The organism is Streptomyces sp. NPDC104106 (genome assembly GCF_055584345.1).
Genome location: NZ_JBVJMF010000006.1, coordinates 293,963 through 302,325, shown reverse-complemented (window position 1 = coordinate 302,325; position 8,363 = coordinate 293,963). Strand labels below are relative to the sequence as shown.

The 8,363-nt window shown below is 75.2% G+C and carries 9 protein-coding genes; 6 read left to right on the top strand and 3 right to left on the bottom strand.

The features are described 5' to 3' along the window. Positions 1–97: 97 nt before the first annotated feature. The 6 genes from ACZ60X_RS17235 (at position 98) to ACZ60X_RS17210 (ending at position 5,741) form a co-directional block, all read left to right on the top strand. Complete coding sequence (locus ACZ60X_RS17235; protein WP_469598987.1) at positions 98–301, top strand: MbtH family protein; 204 nt, start codon at positions 98–100, stop codon at positions 299–301. A 140-nt stretch (positions 302–441) separates the two neighbouring features. Further along, on the top strand, positions 442–1,035 hold the full coding sequence (locus tag ACZ60X_RS17230) for a GNAT family N-acetyltransferase (RefSeq protein ID WP_469598985.1): 594 nt from the start codon (positions 442–444) through the stop codon (positions 1,033–1,035). Beyond that, the gene (locus ACZ60X_RS17225; RefSeq protein ID WP_469598983.1) at positions 1,032–2,291 is read left to right on the top strand and encodes an MFS transporter; all 1,260 of its coding nucleotides are present in this window, start codon (positions 1,032–1,034) and stop codon (positions 2,289–2,291) included. The genes ACZ60X_RS17230 and ACZ60X_RS17225 overlap by 4 nt, the downstream gene beginning before the upstream one ends. A gap of 43 nt (positions 2,292–2,334) precedes the next feature. Then, a complete protein-coding gene (locus ACZ60X_RS17220) occupies positions 2,335–4,794 on the top strand; it encodes a SpoIIE family protein phosphatase (RefSeq protein ID WP_469598980.1) in 2,460 nt (819 codons plus the stop codon). Positions 4,795–4,901: 107 nt separating this feature from the next. Further along, positions 4,902–5,177, top strand: coding sequence for a hypothetical protein (locus ACZ60X_RS17215; protein WP_469598978.1), 276 nt, complete (start codon positions 4,902–4,904; stop codon positions 5,175–5,177). A gap of 195 nt (positions 5,178–5,372) precedes the next feature. Beyond that, positions 5,373–5,741, top strand: coding sequence for a DUF6479 family protein (locus tag ACZ60X_RS17210; RefSeq protein ID WP_469598976.1), 369 nt, complete (start codon positions 5,373–5,375; stop codon positions 5,739–5,741). 101 nt (positions 5,742–5,842) lie between these two features. On the opposite strand, the gene ACZ60X_RS17205 is transcribed toward ACZ60X_RS17210, so the two are convergent. The 3 genes from ACZ60X_RS17205 to ACZ60X_RS17195 are packed head-to-tail and all read right to left on the bottom strand — an operon-like array spanning position 5,843 to position 8,275. After that, positions 5,843–6,427, bottom strand: coding sequence for an isochorismatase family protein (locus tag ACZ60X_RS17205; protein ID WP_469598974.1), 585 nt, complete (start codon positions 6,425–6,427; stop codon positions 5,843–5,845). Between the two features lie 7 nt (positions 6,428–6,434). Further along, positions 6,435–7,841 (bottom strand): MFS transporter, encoded by a 1,407-nt coding sequence (locus tag ACZ60X_RS17200; RefSeq protein WP_469598972.1) that lies wholly within the window; start codon positions 7,839–7,841, stop codon positions 6,435–6,437. Then, positions 7,838–8,275 (bottom strand): MarR family winged helix-turn-helix transcriptional regulator, encoded by a 438-nt coding sequence (locus ACZ60X_RS17195; protein WP_469598970.1) that lies wholly within the window; start codon positions 8,273–8,275, stop codon positions 7,838–7,840. Before ACZ60X_RS17195 ends, ACZ60X_RS17200 begins: the two co-directional genes overlap by 4 nt. Between the last annotated feature and the right edge of the window lie 88 nt (positions 8,276–8,363).

The window sequence follows — 8,363 nt, the reverse complement described above, 5'->3', positions numbered from 1 at the left end:
CCCGCCCACCAGCCCGCGCCACCCGAACGAGCCCGTGACTGCGGCCAGCGGCGACCAGAGACCGCGAGAGACCACGAGAGACGACGAGGAACGAGACATGGACGAGAACACCCGCTACCAGGTCCTGCGCAACGACGAGGAGCAGTACTCCCTGTGGCCCGCCGACCTGGAGGTGCCCGCCGGCTGGCAGCCCGTCGGCAAGGAGGGCACCGAGGCCGAGTGCACCGCCTACGTCGACGAGGTCTGGACCGACATGCGCCCGCGCAGCCTGCGCGAGCGCATGGAGAACACCGGGGCCTGACCGGCCGCGGCGGCGCGACCGCGCCGGGCCGGCCGGCCCGGCGCGGCTCCCCACACCCCACACCCCCCACCTCCCGCACCCGCCGTACCGGCGCCCCACCGCCCTCGGCCCACCGCACCGCGTCCCACCGAGGAGCCGACATGCCACCTGCCCTGCGCACCGAACACCTGGAGTTCCTCCCCTACCGGCCCGAGGACGAAGACGCATTCGTCGGCCTCCTGCGCGACGTGGAGGTGTGCCGCTGGATGGGCCAGGAACAGGTGCCCGAACCCGACCTGCGCGCGCTGTTCCGCGCGATCCTCACCGAGGTCTACCCGCAGCGCCGCTTCGACGTGTGGGGCCTGTGGCTGAACGGCGCCTACGCCGGCCACGCCGAGGTGAAGCGGACCGGCAACGTCCCCGGCCACGAACTGGTCACCGCGCTCGCCCCCGCGTACTGGGGGCGCGGCCTGGGCGGCGAGGCGGTGCGCGGGCTGCTGCGCCACGCCGCCGATCACCTCGGGCTCCGGGAGGCCTACGGCATGGTGGGCGCCGAGAACACCGCGAGCCTCGCCATGTGCCGCCGCCTGGGCTTCCGGCACCTGCGGGACGTCGTCGCCGACGACGGGTCGGTCACGCGGATGCTCGTCGTCTCCACCACGGCGGGCGACCCGGCAGCCGGGGCGGACACGCCCGGCCTCCTCCCTCCGGGGCCCGCCGCGACGGGCCCCGCCCACCTCAAGGACCCCGCGTGACCAGGCCACCGCTGACCGCACAGGACACCGACGCGCCCGACACCGGACCGCCGCCGAGCCTGTGGCGCAACCGCGCCTTCACCCTGCTGTGGGCCGGACAGTGCCTGTCGGACCTCGGCGGCGCCATGGCCGACCTGGCGCTGCCCCTGCTGATACTCCAGCAGACGGGATCCCCCACCCGCGCCGGACTCGTCGGCACCGCCGGGCTCGCCACCACCATGCTGTGCCGGCTGCCCGCCGGCGTGCTCGCCGACCGGTTCGACCGACGCGCCCTGATGATCGCCTGCGACATCCTGCGGATCGCCGCCTACACCGTGCTGACCTGCGCGCTCGTCGCGGGCCTGGCCGGTGTTCCGCTGATCCTCGCGGTGGTGGTCGCCAGTGCGGCCGCCACCGCCGTCTTCAGCACCGCCGAGCACGCCGCGATCCGCACCCTGGTGCGCCCCGAGCAGATTCCCGGCGCGGTCGCCCGCAACGAGGCCCGGTCCTACGGCACGTCGCTGGCCGGTCCGCCGCTCGGCGGCCTGCTCCTCGGGCTGGGCCGCTCCCTGCCCTTCATCGGCAACGCCGTGAGCTTCCTGCTGTCCCTGATCGCGATCGTGAGCATCCGGCGTCCGATGCAGGAGGCCCGGACGGACGCCTCCGGGCGGCGCGCGGCCCCCGGCGCGTCCGTCGTGGAGGGCGTGCGGTTCGTGCTGCGGCACCCCTTCCTGCGGGGGCTGCTTGTCATCGCGGCCCCCCTCAACATGGCCTTCACCGGGATGATCTTCGGCATGACCCTCGCGCTCAGGCGGGCCGGCGTCTCCCCGTTCCTGGTCGGCGTCGCCGGCACGATCTTCGCGCTGGGCGGCTTCCTCGGCGCCCTGGCCGCCCCCGCCCTGCAACGGCGGCTGCGCCTGCCCACCCTGATCACCGCGCTGTGCTGGGCCACCGCTGCCCTGATGGCGGTGGCGACAGCGCTGTCCGGCCGTGTCCTGGCCGCCGTACCCCTGGCGTTCGCGGTGTTCCTCGGGCCCACGGCGAACGCCGCCCTCTTCGGCCACCAGGTCGCCGTCACCCCCGACCGGCTGCAAGGGCGTGTCGTCAGTGTGCTCCTGCTGGCGGCGGGCGCGGCGGCCGCCGTGGCCCCCGCCCTGACCGGGGCACTACTGGCCCGGTGGGCTCCGGGCACGGCGATGCTGGTCTTCCCGCTGCTGGTCACCGCCGCCGCGCTGACGGCCACCTTCGGCCGGGGCGTGCGGACCGCGGCGCCATGAGGGGCGGTCGCAGGGGCTGCGCGGGAGCCTCACACGCGCTGTAATGGCGAACGTGGTGAGCGAGCGCGCTGCGGTCGGCGGCACGAGGACGGGGCCGGAGCGTGCCGCAGCCGCCCTCGGCGCCCTCGGCGCGTACCCCGGCACCCCGGACCTGCTGCGCCGCGTCCTCGAACAGGCGCTGGTGTTCGCCGGCGCGGCATTCGCCGGGGTGTACACGCCCGGCGACGACCCCGCCCACCTGTCCCTCACCGAGTCGGCGGGGCTGCCGCGCACCCTGTTCGGGCTGCGCGACGGCTACCCGGCCGCCGGGGCGTCCCCGGTCGCCGAGGCACACCGCACCGGGCGTCCGCTGTGGCTCGGTCCCGAGGAACTGGCCCGCTGTCCCGAGGCCCGGCGGGTGCCGTCCCCGGACTTCTCCGTGGCCGCGCTGCCCCTCGGCCCGGCGGGCGCCGGCACCCTGCTGGCCGTCAGCGAGCACCCGGGCGGGTTCGGCGACGACGACCGCGCCTGCCTGGAACTGATCGCCCGCGCGGTCGCCGTGCCCGCCCCGCTCACCGCGGGAGACACCGGCGAGCTGCCCGAGGACGCCTTCAGCCTCGCCATGGACACCGGCCGGGTCGACGTCGGCGAGGCCATCCTGCGGCTGTTCGGACTCGCCCGGGACGACTTCGACGGCCGCGTGGAGACCCTGCTCGCACGGGCCGTGCCCGAGGACCTGCCCGCGCTGATGTCCGTGGTCGAGGCGGACCACATGTCCATCGGCGACCGCGAGCTGGAGTTCCGCATCCTCCAGCCCTCCGGCGCGCCGCTCTGGCTGCGGCTGCGCGGGCGGCTGCTGCCCGGCGGGGAGGGCCGCCCGGCCCGGCTGGTCGGCACCGTCGCCGACGCCTCCACGCTGCGCCCCGACGTCACGGATGTGGCCCGTGTGCAGCGCCTGGCCGCCGCCCTCGCCACCGCCGGCACCGTCAAGGACGTCGGCCGGGCCGTCGTCGCCGCCCTGCGCGGCCCGCTCCGGGCCGACCGGATCGCGCTCGCCGAACTGGAGAACGACCGGCTCGTCGTCACCGTCCTCGACCCGCCCGAGCCCGAGGCGTGGCCCGAGGTGTGGCGCACCGAATGGCGCACCGAGTGGCCCGACGCGCCGGTGCGCGCCATGCCCACTCTCGCCGCCGCGCTGCGCGAGGGCCGCGCCCGGATCTGGCCCGCCGGCAGCGCCCTGGAACCCGCCCTCGCCGGGGTCGGGCCCGGCGGCCTCGCCGTGCTGCCGCTGCCCGCCGGCGGCCGGGTGGCCGGCGCCTGCCTGATCGGCTGGGACCGCCCGCACGACTTCGGCCCCGACGAACGCGCCCTGCTCACCGCCTGCGCCGGCCTGACCGGCCAGGCTCTGCTGCGCGCCCACGCCTTCGACGCCGAGCACGAACTCGTCGGCATGCTCCAGCGCACCCTGCTGCCGCGCCGGCTGCCCCGGCTGCCCGGCGCGGTCGCCGTCGCCCGCTATCTGCCCACCACCGCCGGACTGGAGGTCGGCGGCGACTGGTACGACGTGATCCCGCTCGCCGACCACCACGTGGCCTTCGTCATCGGCGACGTCCAGGGCCACAATGCGGGCGCCGCCACCCTCATGGGCCAGATGCGCACCGCGCTGCGCGCCTACGCCGCCGAGGGCCACGCCCCGGACGTGGTCGTCGCCCACGCCAACCGGCTGCTGCTGGACATGGAGACCGACCTCTTCGCCACCTGCGCCTACGTCGACGTCGACATGGAGGAGGGCACCGCCTGGTGCGTGCGCGCCGGCCATCTGGAGCCGATACTGCGTCACCCGGACGGCGGTACCGAGGTGCTGCGCACCGAGGGCGGCCCGCCGCTCGGGGTGACGGCGCAGGCGGAGTTCCCGATGACCCCGCTGCGGCTCCAGCCCGGCACGGTGATCGCGCTGACCACCGACGGCCTGGTGGAGTCCGTGGACACCGACCTTGACGCCGGCATGGAGCGGCTCGCCGGCGCGCTGTCCGGGGCCGACCCCGCCCACCTCGGCCTGGTCGCCGACGCGCTGCTCACCGGCGCCCGGCGCACCGACGACGTCGCCCTGCTGCTGGTGCGCTACGACGGGATGGCCGTACGGCCCCTGCGGGAGAGCTGGACGGTGTGGCGGGTACCGGAGGCGGCCCGGCACGCCCGCCGCTTCACCCGGCGCACGCTGCGCGCCTGGGGCGTCCACCCGGACATGCTCGACGCGGCACTGCTGGTGGTCTCCGAACTCGTCACCAACGCCCTCGTGCACACCGACGGCCAGGTCCGCCTCGACCTCAGCCTGGTCAACCACCGGCTCCGGCTCGCCGTCGCCGACTCCTCGCCGCGCAGCCCGGTCAAGCCCACCAGCATCGGCTGGGAGGCCACGGGCGGACGGGGCATCCTGCTGGTCGAGGCGGTCTCCGCGGCCTGGGGCACGGTTCCGGTCAGCGGCGGCAAACAGGTCTGGGCCGATCTCGTGCCCGGCGGCTGACGCGCTGGTTCAGGCCCCGGTGACCGAGCCGCCACTCGGGTGCGCGTGCGGGTGCTTCCGGCAGGTCGGAGGGGATCACCCGACGGCCTTGCCTAGGGTCGGTCGGCGTGGCAGACACCTTCCAGGAACTGGTGGCGAAGCAGCGCGCGGCCGACGCGGCGCAGCAGATGGTCGAGGCGCTGCGGGAGGCCTACGGCCCGCCGGCCGAGCGGGGAATGACCGGCGCCCAGTCGGGCACCTACGAGACCGCGCTGCGTGCCTGGCGGGACCTGGACCGCGAGGTGCAGACCGCGCTGAGTGACTACGCCCGGCAGACCGGCCGGGCGCGCGCCGACATCGAGGCCGAGGTGGCCCGGGCGGCGGCGGAGCAGCAGGACACATGATCCGCACCGCTCGCCGCGCCGAGCGGCTCGTGGCGGCCGTGGAGACCACCCCCTCCATGCCGCTGCCCCGACAGGCTCACCGGCCCCCGATCGGGCATCCCGGGCGACGCCCCGTGCGGTGACCTGGCGGCCCGCCCGCGCCACGCCCCGCGCACACCCGGTCGTATCCGCCGCGCGGGCGGGTACCCGGGTGCCATGGACATCGCCACGCAGGAAGCAGTCACAGGTGCCCAGGTCTTCGGGTACGTCCTCATCCTGATCGCCGGGATCGTCTGCGTCGCCGGGCTGATCTGGGCCTTCCGGCTGGGCATCAAGGTCCGCGAACGCGAGCCGGCCCCGCCGCGGCCCGAGGAGCAGCCCACGGTCCCGCCGTCCGGTCCGGTCCGGGAGGTCCACGAGATGCGCGAGCCGCACGAGGTGCCCCGGGCCGAAGGCGACGCCGAACGCCTCACGCCCTATCAGCTCGGCAACGTGCGCAGCCGGCGCGCCGCCGACCAGCGCAGGGCGCGCTGGTCGCCCGGCTCCAGCGGCTCCTTCGGCGGCGGAGGCGGCGGCCGGACCTGAGCCGTCAGCGGTGGCCGCCTGTCCACGAAAGACAGGCCCGAGGCTGAAGGAATCCGGCCCGGCCGGTCGCTCCGGGGAGCGTCGGGCCGGGCCGGCAGGGATCAGGCGTGGGTCTTGGCCAGCAGTTCCAGGACCTCCGCCGTGGTGCCGCTCTCGCCGAGCCGCGGGAAGATCCGTTCGACGCTGCCCGCGTGCGCCTCGGCGTCGGCGTCGGCCATCGCGTCCGTGGCGAGGGTGACGTGGTAGCCGTGGGCGTAGGCGTCACGGGCGGTCGACTCCACGCCGATGCTGGTGGCGATCCCGGTCAGCACGATCTGCGTGATGCCGCGGCGGCGCAGCTGGACGTCCAGGTCGGTGCCGTGGAACGCGCTCCAGTTGTGCTTGGTGACGAGGATGTCACCGGCGTGGCCGGACAGTTCGTCGACGATGACGTCCCAGCCCTCGGGGAACGACAGGCCGCGGGCCTGACGCTCGGTGCGCCCGGGCACCGTGTCCCCGCCGTCGGCCGAGAAGGAGACGCGGACCAGGACCACCGGCAGGTTCTTCGCGCGGAAGGCGTCGGCCAGTTCGGCCGTGCGCGCCACCACCTCGGGGCCCGGGTGCGGCTGGGTGGGCATGGCGACGATGGCGTTCTGGAGGTCGATCGCGACCAGGGCGGTACGGGGGTCGAGCGTGGTGAGCGACATGGGTCGGTCAGGCCTTTCCGGTGGGTGCGGTGTTCGCGGGGGTGAGCCGGCCGAGGGATCGGTCCGGCAGGGTCGTCGCCAGCAACAGCACGGAGCAGGCGAGCATGAACAGGGCCAGGCCGTGCAGCCCGGAGGTGTCGGCGCGGTGCGGATAGAACGCCGCGGTGGCGGCTGACGCGGCCAGCGCGCCGAGGTAGCCGAAGGTCCGCAACAGGCCGGCCGCGGAGGCGATCCGCTCCGGGTCGGCCTGCCGGTACAGGGCGTTCTGCGTGGCGAGGCCGAGCAAGCCCTGCGGAACGCCGAGCACGGCGCCGACCGCGAGCAGCAGCCACAACTGCCCCCCGGCGTGCACGAGGAGCATCAGGGCGCAGCCGGCGATCTGCAGCACGGAGCCGATGAGCAGTTTGCCGCGCACCGCCTCCCGGCGCCCGGTGAGCGCGGACACGACCAGCGCGGCCGCCGACTGGGGCAGCAGCACCAGCCCGGCGGTGGAGGCGCTCAGACCACGCCCCTGCTCCAGCCACTGCGTGTAGCCGTACATGAAGACGTACGACGTGGTGTAGGCGAGCAGTTGACGCAGATAGGTGGCGATCAGCGGGCCGTTGCCGCCGAGGACGCGCAGGTCGACGAACGGGTCCGGCACCCGCAGCTCGCGCAAGCCGAAACCGGCGGCAGCGGCGGCCGAGAGCACCGGCAGGTACCAGCGGTCTGCGCGCGGATCCATCAGGAACAGCATCAGCGCGACCAGGAGCAGCGCGAACAGCGCCATGCCGGTCAGGTCCACGCTGCGCCGCCGGGTCTCGGTCCGGGGCAGCCGGAGCGTGCCGAGCACCAGGCAGGCCGCCGACAGCGGCACGTTGACGGTGAATACGGCACGCCAGCCGCCCAGTCCGATCAGCAGCCCGCCGAGCGCGGGCCCGATGACGGCCACCGTCTGGTTGGCGACGGCGAGCGCGGCCAGCACCCCGGCGGGGCTGTCCCGCCCGGTGCGCTCGGCCTCGGAGCGGGTCAGCCGCATGGCCGCCGGATACGCCGCCGACGTTCCGAGACCGAGCAGCACGCGGGCCGCGATCAGCGCGCCGAGCGAGGGCGCGAGCGCGCCGAGCAGACCGGCGATGCCGACCAGGCCGGTGCCGGCGAGGTAGAGCCGGCGCGGGCCGTACATGTCCACCAGGCGGCCGATGACCGGCTGACCGACGGCCGTGGCCAGGTACAGCGCCGAGACCAGCCACACCGTCTGCGCGGGCGGGGCGCCGAAGGCGACGCCGATCGGCACCAGCGCCACGGCGATCATCGAGGAGTTGACCGGGTTCAGCACCGACCCGAGGACCATCGGCGGGATCAGCCGCCGGTCGAATCCGGCGGGGGAGGGACGTGTGGTCCGCGCGGTGCCCGCCGCGTGCCTCGGTATCACGGCTGCGACAGCCGATCCATCAGCTCCAGCGCGGCGAGGACGGTCTGCCGCTCCTCCTCGGTGTACCGGTCCTGGAAGGCGCGGGCCAGCCACTCCTCCCGCACCTGCCGGTTGCCCTCTGTACGGGCCCTGCCCGCGTCGGTCAGCGTGACCAGCTGACGGCGGCCGTCGGCCGGGTCGGGGGCGCGCCGGATCAGACCGTGCTGGTCCAGGACGGCCAGGGTGGTCGCCATCGACTGCGGGCGTACGCCCTCGGTGGCGGCGAGCGCGCTGGCCGTGGCGGCGCCGTGCTTGCCGACGAGCGTCAGCGCCGACTCCTGGGACGGGCTGAGGTCGGTGTCCTGCGCGACCTCGCGGAGGCGACGCCGCAGCCTGCTGAAGACCACGCGCAGATCGCGCGCGGCGCGGGTGGCGGAGTCGGAGATGTCTGCCATGCCCGCCAGCGTAGGGCCGACAGCCAAAACTGTCCAGCTCAAACTGTTCAGTTTCGCCTGACTGAATTGCGGGATCGCTCTCCGCTAG